This is a genomic window from Pannonibacter carbonis, assembly GCF_003012935.1.
Classification (GTDB): Bacteria; Pseudomonadota; Alphaproteobacteria; order Rhizobiales; family Stappiaceae; genus Pannonibacter; species Pannonibacter carbonis.
The window spans coordinates 40,848-57,952 of the sequence record NZ_PUDR01000017.1 but is presented as its reverse complement, the minus strand read 5'-3'; the positions used below and the strand labels follow the sequence as shown (position 1 = coordinate 57,952).

Genomic DNA, 17,105 nt, shown 5'->3' with positions numbered 1-17,105 from the left:
AAAAAGCCAAATGACGTTTCGTCCGCTGCACGACCGTGTCGTTGTTCGTCGCGTAACTTCGGAAGAGAAGACTGCCGGCGGCATCATCATTCCGGACACCGCCAAGGAAAAGCCGCAGGAAGGCGAAGTCGTCTCCGTTGGCGCTGGCGCCCGCAAGGACAACGGCGAACTGATCCCGGTTGACGTGAAGGCTGGCGACCGCGTGCTGTTCGGCAAGTGGTCCGGCACCGAAGTCAAGATCAACGGCGAAGACCTGCTGATCATGAAGGAATCCGACATCATGGGTGTGATCGCCTGATTTTCTGGCGGACATCCGGATTCTTCTGACATCAACCCAATTAAAAGTGAGACGTGAAAATGGCTGCTAAGGACGTAAAGTTCGGCGCTGACGCCCGTGAAAAGATGCTGCGCGGCGTGGATATCCTCGCCAACGCCGTGAAGGTGACCCTCGGCCCGAAGGGCCGTAACGTCGTGCTCGACAAGGCCTTCGGTGCTCCGCGCATCACCAAGGACGGCGTGTCCGTCGCCAAGGAAATCGAGCTCGAAGACAAGTTCGAGAACATGGGCGCCCAGATGGTGCGCGAAGTGGCCTCGAAGACCAACGACATCGCCGGTGACGGCACCACCACCGCCACCGTGCTGGCTCAGTCCATCGTCAAGGAAGGTGCCAAGGCTGTTGCCGCCGGCATGAACCCGATGGACCTGAAGCGCGGTATCGACATGGCTGCTGCTGAAGCCGTCAAGTACCTGGTCTCAGTCTCCAAGAAGATCACCACCTCGGAAGAAGTGGCCCAGGTCGGCACCATCTCGTCCAACGGCGACGTTCAGGTCGGCAAGGACATTGCCGAAGCCATGCAGCGCGTCGGCAACGAAGGCGTCATCACCGTCGAGGAAGCCAAGTCGCTCGAGACCGAACTCGAAGTCGTCGAAGGCATGCAGTTCGACCGTGGCTACCTGTCGCCGTATTTCGTCACCAACGCAGAGAAGATGCTCGCCGAGTTGGAGAAGCCGTACATTCTCCTGCACGAGAAGAAGCTCTCCAACCTGCAGGCCATGCTGCCGATCCTGGAAGCCGTTGTGCAGTCCAGCCGTCCGCTGCTGATCATCGCAGAAGACGTTGAAGGCGAAGCCCTGGCGACCCTCGTGGTCAACAAGCTGCGTGGCGGCCTCAAGATCGCTGCTGTCAAGGCACCGGGCTTCGGCGATCGCCGCAAGGCCATGCTGGAAGACATCGCCATCCTGACCGGCGGCACCGTGATCTCCGAAGACCTCGGCATCAAGCTGGAGAGCGTCACGCTCGACATGCTCGGCAAGGCCGAGAAGGTCTCGATCTCCAAGGAAAACACCACCATCGTCGATGGCGCTGGTTCCAAGGACGACATCCAGGGCCGCGTTGCACAGATCAAGGCGCAGATCGAGGAAACCACCTCGGACTACGACCGTGAGAAGCTGCAGGAGCGTCTTGCCAAGCTGGCTGGCGGTGTTGCCGTCATCCGCGTCGGCGGTGCGACCGAGATCGAAGTGAAGGAAAAGAAGGACCGCGTTGACGACGCCCTGAACGCGACCCGCGCGGCCGTCGAAGAAGGCATCGTCCCGGGCGGCGGCACGGCTCTGCTGCGTTCCAAGCAGGCAGTCGAGAAGCTGACTTCCGACAACGCCGACATCCAGGCCGGCATCAAGATCGTCCTGCGCGCTCTCGAAGCCCCGATCCGTCAGATCGTCGAGAACGCTGGCGTTGAAGGCTCGATCGTCGTCGGCAAGATCCAGGAAAACAGCGATGTCTCCTACGGCTTCGACGCTCAGTCCGAGACCTATGTCAACATGATCGAAGCCGGCATCATCGACCCGACCAAGGTCGTGCGTACCGCGCTGCAGGATGCTGCTTCTGTCGCAGGCCTCTTGATCACCACCGGCGCCATGGTTGCCGAGCTGCCCAAGAAAGACGCTCCGGCCATGCCGGGCGGCGGCATGGGCGGCATGGGCGGCATGGACTTCTAAGAAGTCCATAAAGCCGACCATCAGCTTAAGTCCTGTGCCCGCCAAGCGGGCACGGGGTGCGGCATGGACTTCTAAGAAGTCCATAAAGCCGACCATCAGCTTGAATCCTGTGCCCGCCATGCGGGCACGGGGTGCGGCATGGACTTCGAGCAAGTCCATAAAGCCGACCATAAGCTTTGGTTACGGAAAGGGCGGCCCTCGGGCCGCCCTTTTTGTTTGGTCTGTCCCGTTCAGTGCTTGTCATCCGGCTCGGCGTGGTGGGCGCGGATGCGGCGGACGGTCCACCAGATGGCGAGGACCACCAGGGGCACGGCGCCACCTGCCACGAGACCTGGATCCGGCATGGGCAGGCCAGCTTCCTTCAGGCCCTTTGCAAGGTAACCGACCAGGCCGACGACGTAGTAGCTGACGGCGGCAACCGACAGGCCTTCGACGGTCTGCTGCAGCCGCAACTGCATCCTTGCGCGCCGGTTCATGGAATCGAGCAGATCCCGGTTCTGGCGCTCCATGTCGACATCAATGCGGGTGCGCAAGAGGGTCGTGGCGCGGGCGAGCTTGCGCGACAGGTTGATTTGCCGCTCCTCCACCGACTGGATCGTGCGCATCGCGGGGGCAAGACGACGGGCGAGGAAGGCGGAGGTGGCCAGCAAACCGGCAACCGGCGCCTCGTCGATTGTGCCAAGCCGGGCCTGAACGATATCATGGTAGGCGCGGCTCGCTCCGAAACGATAGGCACTGGAGGCAGCGCCGGCCTCAAGTGCGGCGGCAAGATCCGACAGGCGCTGCAGCAAATCCCGGTTGCCTTCAAGGTCGGTCGCCCCGGCCATGCGATTGGTCAGGGCGACGAGTTCCTCCTCGATCCGGCGTACATCCGGCGACAGGCTGATCGCCATTGGCAGGCCGAGCAGTGCCAGCGTGCGATAGGTCTCCACCTCGATCAGCCGCTGCGCCAGCGCCCCGGTCTGGCTGTCGCCCATGCCGCGATTTATGAGCAGGATGCGGGTGAGGCCGTCGCCGTCCTGACGGAAATCCGTGACCGCAACCGCCTGGCCTTCTTCGGATTGCAGCGCTGTGAGGCTGGCGGCATCGAACCAGCGTGCGAGCGAAGACGGATCGACGGGATCTGAACCAAGTGTCCCGGCCTCGATCACATCCAGCCGGGCGGCCGCAAGCATGGGGCCGGGCGCACGAAAGCTGGCACCGAAGGGATGTCCGGCCGGAACAGGGCCGAAGGGCTGTTCACCGATGGGAGCCGCATCAAACGTGTAGGTGATGAACTCGGCATGCTGTTCCCAGCGCAGCGTGCCGCCGGCAATCGGCAGCACATGCGAGCGGTCGCTTTCCCCCGGTCTGCTCGCTCCGTGGCTAGCACACAGCTCGGCAAACCACAGCCGGTCCTCGCGCGCTGCCGCTGCGTCGACTGTGAAGGCATAATGCAGCATCAGCCGTGGTGAGCTGACGGGCCGGAACGGCCTTGCATGCATTTCCCCCAGCACCGCCGCCCTGAGCGGATGCCGCTCGAAGGCGGGCAGCCGCGTGCCGCCGGTTGCGTCCCAGATTTCGCTCATGTTGCCAGGCCCCCTCGCTTGGTTCCCCAAGGTGACGCAGCGCCCCCCTGCCTGTCATGCAGGAAATCACGATGTTCTGCATCCGCGACACCACGCCCCAGCTGCGGAAGGCTCTGAACGCCTGTGTCGGAACAATACCTCTTGCAATTGGACAAAATTTTTGACCAATTAAGCGGAGGGAGAGCCGCGCATGTTCACGAAGATCAATCATGTCCGAACCGCCGACGCGGTGGTGGATCAGATCGAGGGTCTGATTCTTGCCGGCATCCTGCGCCCGGGGGATCGCCTGCCGGCGGAACGCGAGCTTGGTGGGCTTGTCGATGTCTCCCGCCCGATCCTGCGCGATGCGCTGAAGACGCTCGAGGCCCGGGGCCTGATCGTCAGCCGCCAGGGCGGCGGCACCTTTGTCGCCGATCTCATCGGCACGGTGTTCTCCGAGCCCGTTGTCGCGCTGATTGCCCGCCATCCGGCTGCCATCGAGGACTATCTCGACTTCCGCCGCGACATTGAAGGCCTCGCCGCCGCCCGCGCCGCCGAGCGGGCAACCGAGGCCGACAAGGATATTCTCGCCCGCATCGTCGAGGCCATGGCCGAGGCCTATGCCGCCGGGGACAGCGTCACCGAAGCCCGGCTCGACGTGGAGTTCCACCAGGCCATCGGCGAGGCGGCGCACAACATCGTTCTGCTGCACACGCTGCGTGCCTGCTATCGTCTCCTGGAAACCGGCGTCTATTTCAGCCAGCAGAAGCTGTTTGGCCACCCCGGCGCGCGCGAAGCGCTGCTGGCCCAGCACCGCAGCATCCTTGCCGGCATCCTGGCCGGCGACGCTGTCAGCGCCCGCGCGGCCGCCGAAGCGCATATCGAGTTCGTGCGCCATGCGCTGGCGGAGGCCGGGCGGGACAGCGCCCGTGCCGCCGTCTCCAGCCTGCGCCTGACCCAGCGAATTGAAAGCCTGCCCAAGCCGCGACGGACGCGTGCAAGGACACAGGCCGACCGAAACAGGATGCCGGAGACCCGGTCGTGAGTCCGGGCCTGTCATTCATGAGATACACTATCTGACTGGCAACGGTCATTGCGGGGAGGACAGAGACACATGCCCATCATCACCGAGATCGAAGACCTCAAGCGGCTGTACAAGCGCCGCGTGCCAAAGATGTTCTACGACTACGCGGAAACCGGCAGCTGGACCGAGCAGACGTTCCGCGAGAACTCGTCCGACTTCGACGAGATCCGCCTGCGCCAGCGCGTCGCCGTCGACATGGCCGGCCGCTCCACCGCGTCCAAAATGGTCGGCCAGGACTGCACCATGCCGGTGGCGCTTGCCCCGGTTGGCCTGTGCGGCATGCAGTCGGCAGACGGCGAGATCAAGGCGGCGCGCGCTGCAGAAAAATTCGGCGTGCCCTTCACCCTGTCGACCATGTCGATCTGCTCGATCGAGGATGTGGCCAGTCACACCAGCAAGCCTTTCTGGTTCCAGGTCTATACGCTGAAGGACGATGACTTCATGAAGCGCCTCTTTGCCCGGGCAAAGGACGCGAAGTGCTCCGCACTGGTCATCACGGTTGACCTGCAGGTGCTGGGCCAGCGGCACAAGGACCTGAAGAACGGCCTCAGCGCCCCTCCGAAGCTGACCCCGGCCTCGATCCTCAACCTTGCCACCAAGGTGCCATGGGGCCTTGAAATGCTGCAGACCAAGCGGCGCTTCTTCGGCAACATCGTCGGCCATGCCAAGGGCGTCACCGACCCGTCGTCGCTCGGCAGCTGGACGGCGGAATCCTTCGACCCCTCGCTCGACTGGAACCGCATCCGCGAATTCCGCAGCTGGTGGGACGGCCCGGTCATCCTCAAGGGCATTCTTGACGCCGAAGACGCTAGGCGCGCGCTCGATGTCGGGGCCGATGCCATCGTCGTGTCGAACCACGGCGGCCGCCAGCTCGACGGCGCGCTGAGTTCCATCCGCATGCTGCCGCAGATCATGGATGCCGTCGGCGACAAGATCGAGGTGCATCTGGACAGCGGCATCCGCTCGGGCCAGGACGTGCTGAAGGCGCTGGCCCTCGGCGCCAAGGGCACGATGATCGGCCGCGCCTTTGTCTATGGCCTGGGTGCCATGGGCGAGGCCGGCGTCACCCGGGCGCTGGAAGTGATCCACAAGGAGCTGGACGTCACGATGGCGCTGTGCGGCGAACGCAACGTCGCCGACCTCGGCCGCCACAACGTCCTCCTGCCGGAAAACTTTGCCACGCGTTGGAGCTGAGGAGGCTGGCAGCCAGCTTTTTTCGACCTCTCAGTTCCCCTCCCCCTCGTGGGGAGGGGGTAGGGGTGGGGGGCTCTGGAGAACGTCAGGTTCAGGAATGTCTGGAGTGCCCCGGTTAAGTCCCGTGAGATTTCCCGTGTTTTAAGGCTGCCCCCCCCACCCCCAACCCCTCCCCACAAGGGGGAGGGGAGCAGAGAGGCCACAGAACCTTCGTCGTTCCTGCGCAGGCAGGAGCCCAGTACCCCCGGTCTCTGTGCTGACATGGGGCAGCAGTGCTCACGCACCAGCGCAAGCATCAAAACCCGCTCGCTACAACCGGCCGCCTCGATTACTAGGCTCCTGCCTTCGCAGGAGCGACGAAGGAAAAGGTGTCGGGAACGGGTGCCAAACTACACACCCCTCGTCGTTCCTGCGCAGGCAGGAGCCCAGTACCCCCGGTCTCTGTGCTGACATCGTGCGGCAGTGCCCACGCACCAGCGCAAGCATCGAAACCCGCTCGCTACAACCGGCCGCCTCGATTACTGGGCTCCTGCCTGCGCAGGAGCGACGAAGGATAAGGTGCAGGAGCGACGAAGAAGGAACGCACATACCCTCTTCAGAACAGCGAGCCCTGGTTGCCTTGCGGTCCCGGCTCGGCCTTGGGCCTCACAGCTCTTGCCTTGCGCGGGCTGGCGGTGGCTTCGGGTGCCCTGTCACCGCCATCGCTGACAATGGCGCTGAGGCGGCCGGCGGCCACCTCGATGCTGAGCTCGGAGCCGGCCGGCGCATCCACCGGATCGCGCAAGGGCTGGCCATCGGGTCCGCGCACCAGCGCATAGCCGCGCGCCAAGACATCCTTGTAGGACAGGGACTTCAGCAGCTTTTCCTGGGCTTCCAGCCGCTGCCGGCGATCCTGGTTGGCCTGGGCGGCAGCGCGGGTCAACCGCGAGAAGAGATTGTCCAGCCGCTCGGCGCCAAGCCGGATCTGCCGGGTCAGAGGCTGGGGCGACAGGCGGCTGGCAGTCGCGGTCAGTTTCTGCTTCTGAGCCTGAACGGCAACACTCAGCGCCCGGCTCTGGCGTTCCCCGAGGCCGGTCAGCCTGTCGCGCGCCTGCAGCGTGCGGCGCGACAGGGTTGTCGGCGTGAGCAGCGTCTCGGCCCGCACCAGCCGCGTGCGCAGCGCCCGTGTGTTGACCGTCAGGGCCCGTTCGAGATTGCCGCTGACAAAGTCAAACCTCTGCCGTGGCAAGGCCAGAAGATCGCGCGGCACAGGAAGGGCTGCCGCAGCCGCGCGCAATTCGGTGCGGCGAGCGCCAACCAGCCGCACAAGGCCGGAGTTGAGCCGGCGCGACAGGTCATCGACGGCCGCCATCAGCTCCGCCTTCACCGGCACGGCCAGTTCGGCAGCACCCGTCGGCGTCGGCGCGCGCAGGTCGGCGGCCAGATCGATCAAGGTCCAGTCGGTTTCATGGCCAACGGCCGAGATCAGTGGAATGGCGCTCTCGGCAGCCGCCCGCACCACCTGTTCATCGTTGAAGCCCCACAGATCCTCCAGGCTGCCACCACCGCGCGCCACGATGATGAGATCCGGGCGCGGGATCGCTCCACCGTCCATGAGGGCGTTGAAGCCGCGAATACCATTGGCAACTTCCGCACCGCTCGTCTCGCCCTGCACGCGCACGGGCCAGACCAGCACATGCAGCGGGAACCGGTCGGCAAGGCGGTGCAGGATGTCGCGGATCACGGCACCGGTCGGCGAGGTGACGACGCCGATCACGCGCGGCAGCGCCGGCAGCGGCCGTTTGCGTTCGGCGGCAAACAGCCCTTCAGCGGCCAGCTTGCGCTTGCGCTCTTCCAGGAGGGCCATCAGCGCCCCGGCGCCTGCCGGCTCCAGCGCATCGATGACCATCTGGTATTTCGACTGGCCGGGGAAGGTCGTCACCTTGCCTGTGGCAATCACCTCAAGCCCTTGCTCGGGCTGGATCTTCAGCTTGGAAACCGCGCCCTTCCAGATGACGGCGGCCAGCACCGACCGGTCATCCTTGAGGTCAAGATAGATATGCCCAGAGCCCGGCCGCGAAATCCGCCCCAGCTCGCCCCGCACCCGCACATAGCCAAAGGACTCCTCAAGCGTCCGCTTGATGGAAAACGAGATGTCAGAGACCGAGTATTCGGCAACATTCGAGGGGGCAGTCGGTTCGGCCACGCGTGCGATTCCGGTTCCTGGAAAACCGCGCCAAGGTGACCCGCTCGGCCCCGCCGGTCAAGCCTGGTCCACGTTCCCTACAAGACAGATAGAGGTGCCCCCACAGGCGGCAAGTGAGGTTGCGCGTCCGTCAGAGGGAGCAAAGAGTTGCCCGATCAGCGGCGCAGGATGCAGTCGTCGGTTGGGGAGGGGGTGCAGTTCATCTTGATCTGCGCGCCTTCCATCTCGAGCGTTTCGCGGCGCTGGATGTCGCGGGTGTCGGCCGGCTTGTTGAGCGGCGCGTTGGCGGCCGGCGTCGAATAGGCCACCGGCGGTTCGACGAGATAGCGCCGGACCGGCTGGCCATCTGGGCCGAACAGCTTCGAGGTGTCGATCTGGCCGGCGCCTTCGTGCTGCTGCTTCATTTCGGCAGGGGTCATCAGCTTGCCGCTGGTCAGCTCTTCGTCGCGCTTTTCCGCTGCGATGTCGCGCGGCTTGGACGAACCAAGCTGGATGCCGCGCATCTGCTCCGGCGTCAGAAGGTCGGTGCCGTTGCCCTTGGCATAGAGTGCCTTGAGATCCTGCAGTTCCTGGTTCTGCGGCTTCGGCCAGTTGGCGGCCTGCTCGGGGGTCGCCGTCTCCGGCTTCGGCAGTTCCGTGAGCTTTGCCGGCATGGCGAGCGGCGCGCGGGGCTTGTAGTCGATCGGCTGCTGCTTGGGATCAACCGCACCAAGGCCTTCCATGATCTTGCGCACGGCGGCCTGGTCGACGCCTTCCTCATGGCCGTTCGGGTCGGTCACGCAGCCGGCAAGGGCGATGGCCAGAGCCGCAACGGCAAGGCTGGCGCGACGCGCGGACTTGCTGCCAAGCCGTGAAACACTCTCAATATACATCAAGCGCACGTCGCCATATCCCGTGTTGCTGAAAGGCCAGAAGGCCGCCGGGCGGTCACACCCCAGTCAATCCGTCTTAAAGCCGGATTTTGAGGCATTATTTGGACCGCTAGCAAACCCGTCATACAGGAGACCGACGACGCCGGCAACGATGGCCGCATCGGCCACGTTGAAGACGTACCAGGAAAAGTCTCCCCAATGGAGATGCAGGAAGTCATAGACCGCGCCATAGGCGAAGCGGTCGACGGCGTTGCCGAGCGCCCCGCCAATGAGGAGGCCGAAGGAAATCGCGCCGACCCGCGTCGCCCCGCGGACCGACCAGGCCCACAGGCCAATCGCCGCAACCAGCGTGAAGATTGCCAGCGCCCAGCGGCCGATGTCGGTCTCCTGCTGCATCAGGCCGTAGGAAATCCCACGGTTCCACACCGTTACCAGCTGCAGGAATGGCAAGAGGTCAATCGGCTCGCGGTTCGGCAGGTCATAGACGAACAGCAGCCACAGCTTGCTGGCCTGGTCGAGAACGAAGATCAGGCCGGCGAGCCAGGCGATCGAACGGCTGGCCGGCCCCCAAAGCCACTTCTCACGGAAACCCTGCCCCGCAGTTTCCTGCGGGGGAAGGGGGGATCCATTGACCTTCGGGGGTGCCGGTTCAGACATTGCTTGTTTCCTTGCGGACGCAGGCCTCAGGCCCGGCCGTTGGCCGCGTCCCACTCGCGCAGGGCTGCCGCATCGCGCAGGGTCACGTCCGGATAAGTGGCATCGCTGCCGACCTCCGGCAGGATCTTCCAGGACCTTGCGCATTTCTGCCCTTCGGCCAGCCCCGGCACGACGGCGACGCCCTTGACGTCGTCCAGCGTGAAGGCGCCAGCGGGCGCGGCCGCATCGCTCAAGCTCAGCTGGCTGGTGATCGAGATATCGGCCATGTCGATGCCGGCGAGCGCCGCCATCAGCTCCGCGTCGGTCACATGCACCACCGGATGGGCTTCCAGCGACGAACCGATGCGCTTTTCACGGCGCTCGATTTCCAGCGCGCCGGTGATGACGCGGCGAACCTCGCGCACCTTGTCCCACTTGGCGGCCAGCGCCTCGTCACGCCAGTCGGCCGGCAGTCCCGGGAACTGCTGCAGATGCACCGAGCTGTCCGCGCCCGGATGCCGCGCGATCCAGCTTTCCTCCATGGTGAAGGGCAGCATCGGCGCCATCCACACGACCAGGCAGGTGAACAGTTCCTCGATGACCTGCAACGAGGCCTTGCGGCGCACGGACGAGGCCGGATCGCAGTAGAGCGTGTCCTTGCGGATGTCGAAGTAGAAGGCAGACAGGTCCACCGTCATGAAGGTGAAGAGGTGGTGGAACACCTTCTTGTAGTCGAAGGCGGCGTAGCCCTCGCGCACCAGGGTGTCGAGGTCGGCCAGCCGGTGCAGCATCAGCCGCTCCAACTCGGGCATGTCGGCAAGCGCCACCTTCTCGCCGGTGGCGTGGGCGAGCGAGCCCAGCATCCAGCGCAGGGTGTTGCGCAGCTTGCGATAGCTGTCGACGGAGGTCTTCAGGATTTCCGGTCCGATGCGCTGGTCTTCGGCATAGTCGCCGGAGGCCACCCACAGGCGCAGGATGTCGGCACCATATTGCTTGATGACGTCCTGCGGGAACACCTGGTTGCCCAGCGACTTCGACATCTTGCGGCCGTCCTCGGCCATGGTGAAGCCGTGGGTCAGGACCGCGTCATAGGGCGCATGGCCGCGCGTGCCGCAGCTTTCCAGCAGCGAGGAGTGGAACCAGCCGCGATGCTGGTCCGAGCCTTCCAGATAGAGCACGTAGTCGTTGCCGCCATCGACCTTGCGCTTGGGGCTGAGGTCGGCGCGCTTTTCCAGGCAGAAGGCGTGCGTCGAGCCGCTGTCGAACCAGACGTCGAGGATGTCGTCGATCTTGATCCAGTCACCGGCGGTGTAGCTGTCGCCGAGGAAGCGCTCCTTTGCGCCTTCGGCGAACCACACGTCGGCGCCTTCCGCGCGGAAGGCCTCGGCAATGCGGGCGTTGACCGCCGGGTCCTTCAGGACCTCGGCCGTGTCCTTGTGGATGAACACGGTGATCGGCACGCCCCAGGCCCGCTGGCGCGACAGCACCCAGTCCGGACGGCCGGCGATCATCGAGCGCAGGCGGTTCTGGCCGGTGGCCGGCACGAAGCGGGTGTTTGCAATCGCCATTAGGGCTCGGTTGCGCAGTGTGTCCGGCGTCCGAATTGCATTTCCGCCTTCAAGGGCGAATTCAATCTGGTCAGAAGACAGCTGTTTGTCCATGTAGACGAACCACTGCGGCGTGTTGCGGAAGATCACCGGCTTCTTCGAGCGCCAGGAATGCGGATACTGGTGCTTGAGACGGGCAAGCCCGATCAGCGCGCCGGCTTCCTTCAGCTTCTCGATGTTGGCCTTGTTGGCCGTGCCCTTCTCGCCCTTGTGGGTGATGACCTGGTGGCCGTCAAAGCCCGGCGCATCCTTGGTGTAGAAGCCGTCGTCGGCCACGGTGAAGGGGATCGCCCAACGCTTCAAAGCTGCATCGTATTCTGTAGTGCTGCCGCTCGCTTGGTCGATGATGGCAGCGTCTTCCAGATCGCGCTTTGCATATTCGTTCCAGATCTCGAAGTCGTCCGTTCCGTGGCTCGGCGCGGTGTGGACAAAGCCGGTGCCGGTGTCGTCGGTGACATGGTCGCCGTTGAGCAGCGGCACGTCGAACTGGTAGCCGCCCAGATCCAGGTCGCGGTAGGGATGGGCGCAGGTCAGCGCGCCGAGTTCCTCGGCGGTGACGGTGCGCCGCTTCACGAAATCGGTGATGCGGGCGTTCTTGAACACCTCCTCCGCCAGCTTGTCGGCGAGGATGAGCTTGTCGCCCTTTTTCACCCAGTTGTCGTCGGCCAGACCGTCCTGCGTCACCTCATAGAGGCCGTAGGAGATGGCGGAGGAATAGGAGATCGCGCGGTTGCCCGGGATGGTCCAGGGGGTGGTGGTCCAGATGACCACGGCCGCATCGAGCAGTTCTTCGGCGGCGGCCTCGTCCTGGCCGCCGGCTTCGACAACCGGGAACTTCACCCAGATCATGTCGGACTGATAGTCCTGATACTCGATCTCGGCCTCGGCCAGCGCCGTGTTCTCGACCACGGACCACATCACCGGCTTCGAGCCGCGATAGAGCTGGCCGGACATGGCGAACTTCATCAGCTCCTCGGCGATGACCGCCTCGGCGTCATAGTTCATGGTCAGGTACGGATTGTCCCAGTCGCCCTCGATGCCGAGGCGGCGGAACTCGTCGCGCTGGATCGCCACCCACTTCTCGGCATAGGCGCGGCATTCCTGGCGGAACGCGATCATGGCGACCGAATTCTTCAGGTCCGGCTTCTGCTTGCCCTTGGAGCGATAGTTCTCTTCCTCGATCTTCCACTCGATCGGCAGGCCGTGGCAGTCCCAGCCGGGAACGTAGTTGCTGTCGAAGCCCATCATCTGCATCGAGCGCGTGACGATGTCCTTCAGCGTCTTGTTCAGCGCATGGCCGATGTGGATGTTGCCGTTGGCATAGGGCGGGCCGTCATGCAGCAGGAACTTCGGCCGGCCGTCAGCTGCCTCACGCAGGCGCTTGTAGAGGTCCATCCCCTGCCAGCGGCTGATCAGCTCCGGTTCCTTCTGCGGCAGGCCGGCGCGCATCGGAAAATCGGTGACGGGCAGATAGAGGGTCTCGGAATAGTCGCGGGATGTGGTTTCGCTCATGACGGCAATCCGCAGAAAAGGGGCGCGCACCGCGCCCGTATCGCAAGGAGAAACCCGGCCGGCCAAGTGGCGTCAGCCGGGTAATTTCACGGCAGGTCTCCCGGTCCCTCGGCGCCGCAAGATGCGTCAGCCGAAGGCCGGGCAGCTAATTCGTGAGACACCGGGCCGCACGAAGCGGCCGGTCAGCGCAGGAAAACTCATGCTGGCTCTACTACCAGTCCGGCTGGCCTGAATAAAGCGGCAATTGCGCTCACGGCGCCGCCCGGAGCCGTTCGCGGTGGGCGATGTAGAGGCCGCTGGCGACGATGAGGGCGATGCCGCCCCAGGTCGGCAGATCGGGAAAATCGCGGAAGACGAGATAGCCGAGCAGCGTGGCACTGACGATCTCGAGATAGTTGAACGGGGCCAGCACGGACGCGGGCGCCAGCGCGAAGGCCCGCACGATGAACCCGTGGCTGATGAAGGAGATGAGGCCGATCGAGACCATCATCAGAAGATCAAGGTTATCCGGGATCACCAGTTCGAAACCGCCGATGCCAGTCGTGGCGGCGACCAGAAGCACCACGCCGAGGGTGCCGCCACCGCCGAGCGCTGTCGTGAACTGCATCGACAGCAGGCTGTCTTCGCCGGCCAGTTTGCGGGTGATGATGAGGTAGAACGCGAACAGCGTTGCCGTGACCAGCGGCAGCAGGGCCGAGGCGCCGAAGGCGGCAAAGCTCGGCCGCACGATCAGCATGGCGCCCAGAAGGCCCACGGCAACGGCGGCCCAGCGGCGGAGCCCCACCGTTTCCTTGAGGATCACCGCAGACAGGGCAGTCAGGATCATCGGCTCGACGAAGAAAATGGCGATGGCATCGGCCACCGGCATCACCTTCAAGGCCGTGAAGAAGGCGAGTGTCGCGCCGGACAGAAGAGCCCCGCGCAGGAGATTGACGCCCCAGCGCTGGGGCCGCAGCGTGGAAAGGCTGCGGGTCCAGACCAGGGCGATGATCATCGTGATCAGGGCCTGGAAGAAGAACCGGGCAAAGGAGACCTCAAGCGCCGGGATGTGACCGGCCAGCACCTTGGCCAGGACATCCATCACCGGCACGACGCCCATGCCGGCGATCATGAACAGGATGCCCTGAAAGACCTCCTTCGGCTTGTCTGGACGTGGTTCCTGCGCGCTCACAACGGCACGCTGCCAAGTGCCAGATCAAGCGGGGAAAGGGGCTGCATGGCCGCGAGCGCGGCCCGCGCCTCGGCGCTATCCCGGTCCATCTGCGCGATCAGGGCATCCAGCGACGTGAATTTCTCTTCCGGCCGCAGGTAGGAGACAAAGCTCACCCGCAGTTGCTTGCCATAGAGATCGCCCGAGAAATCGAACAGGAAGACTTCCAGAAGCGGCGCGCCATTGTCGAAGGTGGGACGGCGACCGTAACTGGCGACGCCATCAACGGGTTTGCCATCGACCAGCACTCGCACCGCATAGATGCCGTGGCGAAGGGTGCATTCATCGGCAAGGCGCAGGTTGGCGGTGGGGTAGCCCAGCACGCGGCCACGCTTCTCGCCATGGCGGACCTCGGCCTCGACGAACCAGCGGTAGCCGAGCAGGCCGTTGGCGAGTGAAATGTCACCTTCCGCCAGCGCCTCCCGGATGCGCGAAGAGGAGATCACCTCGCGGCCCTCATCCACTTCCGCCGCGACGATGGTGACGCCGAAACCATGCTCGGAACCGGATGCTTTCAGGAAATCCGGCGTGCCGGCGCGGCCACGGCCAAAGTGGAAGTCGTGTCCTGTCACGGCATGCTGGATGGCGAGCGAATCGATCAGGATCTTGCGGACAAAGTCCGCTGCTTCAAGGCCAGCGAATTCCCGCGAGAAGGGCAGGACCAGCACCCCGTCGAGCCCGAAAGCCTCCAGCACTTCGGCTCTTGCCGGCTGCGGCGTCAGGCGGAAGACGGGCTTGTCCGGATTGAACACCGTGCGCGGATGCGGCTCGAAGGTCATGGCATAGACCGGCGCATCGGCGGCATGGGCGATGTCGATGGCATTCTGCAGCACAACCCGGTGCCCCCGGTGCACCCCGTCGAAATTGCCGATCGCGACCACGCCGCCTTTCAGATGCTGCGGAAACCGGTCGAGGTCTTCGGCATGGGTGAAAGGCAGACGGATATCAGACATGGGCGATGCAAACCTGGCGGGAGCGGATCAGCCTGATTTCGCCACGACTGGCAGCGACATATGACATCAGGCAGCGCGCGGACCCTGCCGGTTTCACGCCTAAAGGTCAAGCACAGGGACGCCAGGCCGCAGTCAGATGCGCAGCGCCTCGTCGTCGCGCGACGGCACCTTGACCATCGCCTCGCCTTCCAGCACGACCGTGTCGCCTACGCTGCAGACGCAGCTCAGTTTCGCCCGGTTGCCGCGCTCCAGCAGCTCGGTGACCGTGACGGTCACGGTGACGTCGTCGCCGATGCGCACGGGTGCCTTGAAGTTGAGCGTCTGTGACAGATAGATCGCGCCGGGTCCGGGAAGGCGCGTTCCCAGCACGGCAGAGATCAGGCTGGCGGTGTAGAGACCATGGGCAATCCGGGTGCGAAACGGCGTGCGTGCCGCAAAATGTTCCGACAGATGGATCGGGTTTCGATCCCCCGAAACCTCGGCAAATCCCACAACATCCGAGGAGCTGACATGTTTGGTCAATGTCTCCGACAAGCCTACCGCAAGGTCTTCGTAACACAGTCGTCGTAATTCGAGCATGTTGGTATGTCCTGTGTCCGGCAAGCCTGTCTGGCAGTATCCGGAACCTAGGCGGGAGATGCGTGCGCTTCAATACGGCTTTCGGCCAAGAAAAAAGCCGCGCGTCATTAACGCTCTTTTCAGGGCCACCGTTTAATTTGACCAGAGTATGGGGAGGCGAGGACACAGGAACGTGTCTCTCTCCTGGTTGGTCAGATCGCGTCAAAGAAGACCTCATGCGGGGTCGCGTATTGACAGTATGGAGTAGACGATGGCCCTTGATCTTCAGATGCCGGTCCTCGTGGTCGATGATTACAAGACTATGATCCGGATTATTCGGAACCTGCTCAAGCAGCTCGGTTTCGAAGATATCGACGATGCTGCGGACGGCACCGAGGCGCTGGAGAAGATGAAGCAGCGCAAGTACGGTCTGGTTATCTCGGACTGGAACATGGAGCCGATGACCGGCTACGAACTGCTCAAGCAGGTTCGTGCCGATGCAAGCCTCTCCAAGACCCCGTTCATCATGGTTACGGCAGAGTCCAAGACCGAGAACGTGATCGCGGCGAAGAAGGCTGGCGTCAACAACTACATCGTGAAGCCGTTCAACGCCCAGACCTTGAAGGGCAAGATCGAAGCGGTTTTCGCGGACTGACGAGTGTTTGCACCCAGGCGGGACGCAATCACGCGCCCGCCCGAGTGCCATATCCGGATTTCGAAGTACACGCAGGCGCCTGCAAGCCGGATGGCACATAACCGGCAGGGCGTCGCACGCGACCTCGTCCAAGGCAGATGGGCTAGGATTTCGGTCTCCGGCATAAACAGGAGGGCTGAACAAATGGCCACAATGACACGTGAGAACGTGGTGCGCGTCATCGAGTTTCTCGAGCAGAACCGTGATCGCGGCGGTGACGTCGGACTTTCTGATGTCATGCAATTGGCGGAAGTGATGACCGGATCGCTGCATGAGTTTCTGCATGCGGTTCAGCCGGCTGTGACCGGCGAGTTGAAGGCCATCGCGATCGAGATCACGCGCATGAAGGAAGAGATCGTCTCCCTTCGCGCCAATGACATGAAGTCGCAGCGGATCCCGGAAGCCGGGCGTGAACTGGATGCCATCGTCGAATCGACCGAATCAGCGACGCACACGATCATGACCGCTGCCGAGGAGATCATGGGGGCCGACACGTCGGATGCGGCCGCCTATCAGGATCTGGTCAACACCAAGATGATCGAGATCTTCGAAGCCTGCGCCTTCCAGGATATCACCGGCCAGCGTATCTCGAAGGTTGTGTCGACGCTGAACTATATCGATCAGCGCGTGACCAATTTCGTCGAGAAGCTGCGCATCATCGAGAACATGGAACCCGAGCTCGAGGAGACCGACGAGGAGCGCCGCAAGCGCGAGCTGATCCTCCACGGTCCGCAGATGGCTGGCGAAGGCGTGTCGCAGTCCGACATCGACGCCATGCTCGGCGACAGTCAGGACGACATCGACAAGCTGTTCGCCTGAGAGTTACCATCATCCGACAAAAAAGCCGGTGCAGTTGCTGCACCGGCCTTTTTGTGTCTGGCGATCGCGGGATCTGTTGTCAGCCAAGGCACCGAAACCTCGTCGCTCCTGCGCAGGCAGGAGCCCAGTAACCGAGGCGGCTGGAATCTTCCAGGCGGAGTATACCCAATCAACTCAGATCGTTACTAGGCTCCTGCCTGCGCAGGAGCGACGACGGGATGCGCTTTGCCGCCGTC

14 protein-coding genes are annotated in these 17,105 nt (G+C 63.8%); 6 read left to right on the top strand and 8 right to left on the bottom strand.

What is annotated here, in order from left to right; all coding sequences use genetic code 11:
• The first annotated feature begins 10 nt into the window (after nt 1-10).
• Entirely contained in the window at nt 11-298 is a 288-nt protein-coding gene (gene groES / locus C8348_RS19255) for a co-chaperone GroES (protein WP_019963183.1), read from the top strand.
• A 59-nt stretch (nt 299-357) separates the two neighbouring features.
• A complete protein-coding gene (gene groL, locus C8348_RS19250; protein ID WP_106754928.1) occupies nt 358-1,998 on the top strand; it encodes a chaperonin GroEL in 1,641 nt (546 codons plus the stop codon).
• 230 nt (nt 1,999-2,228) lie between these two features.
• On the opposite strand, the gene C8348_RS19245 is transcribed toward groL, so the two are convergent.
• Entirely contained in the window at nt 2,229-3,566 is a 1,338-nt protein-coding gene (locus tag C8348_RS19245) for a DUF3422 family protein (protein ID WP_106754927.1), read from the bottom strand.
• 190 nt (nt 3,567-3,756) lie between these two features.
• Here C8348_RS19245 and C8348_RS19240 point away from each other — a divergent pair, with 190 nt between their 5' ends.
• Both C8348_RS19240 and C8348_RS19235 read left to right on the top strand, forming a co-directional pair.
• Nucleotides 3,757-4,590, top strand: coding sequence for an FCD domain-containing protein (locus C8348_RS19240; RefSeq protein ID WP_106754926.1), 834 nt, complete (start codon nt 3,757-3,759; stop codon nt 4,588-4,590).
• Between the two features lie 69 nt (nt 4,591-4,659).
• Complete coding sequence (locus C8348_RS19235; RefSeq protein ID WP_106754925.1) at nt 4,660-5,823, top strand: alpha-hydroxy acid oxidase; 1,164 nt, start codon at nt 4,660-4,662, stop codon at nt 5,821-5,823.
• Between the two features lie 595 nt (nt 5,824-6,418).
• Here C8348_RS19235 and xseA read toward each other — a convergent pair.
• From xseA to C8348_RS19200, 7 genes are all read right to left on the bottom strand, one after another.
• A complete protein-coding gene (gene xseA, locus C8348_RS19230; RefSeq protein ID WP_106754924.1) occupies nt 6,419-8,008 on the bottom strand; it encodes an exodeoxyribonuclease VII large subunit in 1,590 nt (529 codons plus the stop codon).
• Nucleotides 8,009-8,163: 155 nt separating this feature from the next.
• Nucleotides 8,164-8,880 carry a hypothetical protein gene (locus C8348_RS19225; RefSeq protein ID WP_208983827.1) on the bottom strand — a complete coding sequence of 239 codons (717 nt, stop codon included), beginning with the start codon at nt 8,878-8,880 and terminating at the stop codon, nt 8,164-8,166.
• A 66-nt stretch (nt 8,881-8,946) separates the two neighbouring features.
• On the bottom strand, nt 8,947-9,537 hold the full coding sequence (gene lspA / locus C8348_RS19220; protein WP_106754923.1) for a signal peptidase II: 591 nt from the start codon (nt 9,535-9,537) through the stop codon (nt 8,947-8,949).
• 26 nt (nt 9,538-9,563) lie between these two features.
• A complete protein-coding gene (gene ileS / locus C8348_RS19215; RefSeq protein WP_106754922.1) occupies nt 9,564-12,635 on the bottom strand; it encodes an isoleucine--tRNA ligase in 3,072 nt (1,023 codons plus the stop codon).
• A 250-nt stretch (nt 12,636-12,885) separates the two neighbouring features.
• Nucleotides 12,886-13,806 (bottom strand): DMT family transporter, encoded by a 921-nt coding sequence (locus C8348_RS19210; RefSeq protein WP_244294065.1) that lies wholly within the window; start codon nt 13,804-13,806, stop codon nt 12,886-12,888.
• Entirely contained in the window at nt 13,803-14,798 is a 996-nt protein-coding gene (locus C8348_RS19205) for a bifunctional riboflavin kinase/FAD synthetase (protein ID WP_106754921.1), read from the bottom strand. The genes C8348_RS19210 and C8348_RS19205 overlap by 4 nt, the downstream gene beginning before the upstream one ends.
• A gap of 132 nt (nt 14,799-14,930) precedes the next feature.
• Nucleotides 14,931-15,377 carry a MaoC family dehydratase gene (locus C8348_RS19200; RefSeq protein WP_106754920.1) on the bottom strand — a complete coding sequence of 149 codons (447 nt, stop codon included), beginning with the start codon at nt 15,375-15,377 and terminating at the stop codon, nt 14,931-14,933.
• A gap of 250 nt (nt 15,378-15,627) precedes the next feature.
• On the opposite strand from C8348_RS19200, the gene C8348_RS19195 reads away from it, so the two are divergent.
• Nucleotides 15,628-16,011 (top strand): response regulator, encoded by a 384-nt coding sequence (locus C8348_RS19195; RefSeq protein WP_106754919.1) that lies wholly within the window; start codon nt 15,628-15,630, stop codon nt 16,009-16,011.
• Between the two features lie 183 nt (nt 16,012-16,194).
• The gene (locus C8348_RS19190; RefSeq protein WP_208983826.1) at nt 16,195-16,869 is read left to right on the top strand and encodes a protein phosphatase CheZ; all 675 of its coding nucleotides are present in this window, start codon (nt 16,195-16,197) and stop codon (nt 16,867-16,869) included.
• Nucleotides 16,870-17,105 lie beyond the last annotated feature (236 nt).

What these genes read in the sequence shown, in the direction of transcription:
- C8348_RS19240 (WP_106754926.1), top strand. Translation starts at nt 3,757, where the DNA reads ATGTTCACGAAGATCAATCATGTCCGAACCGCCGACGCGGTGGTGGAT.
- lspA (WP_106754923.1), bottom strand. Translation starts at nt 9,537, where the DNA reads ATGTCTGAACCGGCACCCCCGAAGGTCAATGGATCCCCCCTTCCCCCG.
- C8348_RS19200 (WP_106754920.1), bottom strand. Translation starts at nt 15,377, where the DNA reads ATGCTCGAATTACGACGACTGTGTTACGAAGACCTTGCGGTAGGCTTG.
- C8348_RS19190 (WP_208983826.1), top strand. Translation starts at nt 16,195, where the DNA reads ATGGCCACAATGACACGTGAGAACGTGGTGCGCGTCATCGAGTTTCTC.
- C8348_RS19225 (WP_208983827.1), bottom strand. Translation starts at nt 8,880, where the DNA reads ATGTATATTGAGAGTGTTTCACGGCTTGGCAGCAAGTCCGCGCGTCGC.
- C8348_RS19245 (WP_106754927.1), bottom strand. Translation starts at nt 3,566, where the DNA reads ATGAGCGAAATCTGGGACGCAACCGGCGGCACGCGGCTGCCCGCCTTC.
- C8348_RS19195 (WP_106754919.1), top strand. Translation starts at nt 15,628, where the DNA reads ATGGCCCTTGATCTTCAGATGCCGGTCCTCGTGGTCGATGATTACAAG.
- groES (WP_019963183.1), top strand. Translation starts at nt 11, where the DNA reads ATGACGTTTCGTCCGCTGCACGACCGTGTCGTTGTTCGTCGCGTAACT.
- groL (WP_106754928.1), top strand. Translation starts at nt 358, where the DNA reads ATGGCTGCTAAGGACGTAAAGTTCGGCGCTGACGCCCGTGAAAAGATG.
- C8348_RS19205 (WP_106754921.1), bottom strand. Translation starts at nt 14,798, where the DNA reads ATGTCTGATATCCGTCTGCCTTTCACCCATGCCGAAGACCTCGACCGG.
- C8348_RS19235 (WP_106754925.1), top strand. Translation starts at nt 4,660, where the DNA reads ATGCCCATCATCACCGAGATCGAAGACCTCAAGCGGCTGTACAAGCGC.
- ileS (WP_106754922.1), bottom strand. Translation starts at nt 12,635, where the DNA reads ATGAGCGAAACCACATCCCGCGACTATTCCGAGACCCTCTATCTGCCC.